Genomic DNA, 1,723 nt, shown 5'->3' on the forward strand with positions numbered 1-1,723 from the left:
CCATGCGCGGCGCCGTCGTGGGCTCACTGCCCGGAGCCCTCGGTATCGCCGCGCACTGCATGGCCGGAGACGGGATGCCGCCGAGCCGATCAGCGGTGGCCTTGTTGCTGCTGTTCGGTGGAAAACTGTTCTGCCCGTCCGGCACGGGCACGTTCACGGACGTCCTTCGGGTGCGGCAGTCCGTCGCGGTCACGGTCGATCCGGCCGAGAAACTCGAGGTCCTCGATGAGTCGTTCATGCCGATCGAGCAGTGCGGAGGCGGCGCTCTCGGCGCATTCCAGGGCCAACGCCTGATCGAGGCAGGTAGTGAGCGCCGCGTCGGCGACATCGTCGGTCACTACTTCCAGCAACTCGTGGCGTTCGTCCGGCAGAAGAGAACCGGTCGCGACCGCCCGGTCGACCGCGATCTTGATATTGACTTCCAGATCCGAGGTCGCAACGCCCGCAGCATTGTCGATGAAATCACCGTCGCACCGACCGCCATGGTGGGCGTACTCGATCCGTGCAGCGCGGGTCATGCCCAGATTTCCGCCTTCCCCGACCATTCGGGCACGCAGGTCCCGTGCGTCGACGCGGACCCGGTCGTTGGACGGATCTCCCACGTCGGCATGAGACTCGGAAGTCGCCTTCACATACGTTCCCACGCCACCGTTCCACAACAGATCCACGGGGCGCACAGGATCGCCCGAATCACGTCGGCGGGGGTCGGGGATTCTTCGTCGATGCCGAGCACCGTACGCGCGGCCGGGGACAAGGACACAACCTTCGCATCACGGGACCACACTCCCCCGCCTGCCGAGATCAAGCCCGGATCGTAGTCGGCCCAGGACGAGTGAGGCAGTGCAAAGAGACGGGTGCGCTCACCGTGGGAGACCGTGGGATCGGGATCGGGGTCCAGGAAGATGTGTCGATGGTCGAATGCCGCTACCAGTCGGATCCGGTCGCTGAGCAGCATACCGTTGCCGAAGACATCCCCCGACATGTCGCCGATGCCCACCACGGTGCACGGCTCGGTATCCAGGTCGAGACCCAGTGCGGCAAAGCGCTGCCGCACCGCGACCCATGCACCGCGCGCGGTGATGCCCATCGCCTTGTGGTCGTAGCCGGTCGATCCTCCCGAAGCGAAGGCATCTCCGAGCCAGAATCCGTACTCGGCAGCAATCGTGTTGGCGATGTCCGACATCCGGGCGGTGCCCTTGTCGGCTGCCACCACGAGATAGGTGTCGGGTTCGTCGTAGGCGACTGTGTCGGGTGGGGTCACCACCTTTCCCTCCACGAGGTTGTCGACAACATCCAGCAGACCCCGAATGAACATGGTGTACGCCGTGGTCGGATCGATATCGGATCCTGGACGGATCACGAATGCGCCCTTCGCTCCACCGGGGACGACAGGTGCGTTCTTGACGGACTGGGTGGCCAACAAGTCCAGGACTTCGACGCGGTAGTCCTGGGGGCGATCGGAGAACCGTAGTCCGCCTCGTGCCACGAGGTCGGCTCGGACGTGGACACCTTCCATCTTCCGCGAGTGGACATAGATTTCGCGAAGCGGGGTCACTGTGCCGGTCACGGACAGCTCTGACGGACGAATTTTGAACGAGGCGTACGGTTTGGTGCCGGCATTCTGGAACCAGTTGGTGCGCACCGTGGCGTCGACGAACGACCGCAGTCCGCGCAGCGTTCGGTCCAGATCGTATGTTGCGGTTCCGGCGATGTACTCGTCCAG

The 1,723-nt window shown here is 64.5% G+C and carries 1 pseudogene; it reads right to left on the reverse strand.

Annotation, left to right across the window (positions count from 1 at the left end):
* Nucleotides 1-263 precede the first annotated feature (263 nt).
* Nucleotides 264-1,723: pseudogene (locus tag R1101_RS28325) on the reverse strand (NAD-glutamate dehydrogenase domain-containing protein); the annotation flags it as partial.

Source organism: Rhodococcus sp. R1101 (assembly GCF_000278445.1).
In the GTDB taxonomy this organism is placed as follows: Bacteria; Actinomycetota; Actinomycetes; order Mycobacteriales; family Mycobacteriaceae; genus Rhodococcus; species Rhodococcus gordoniae.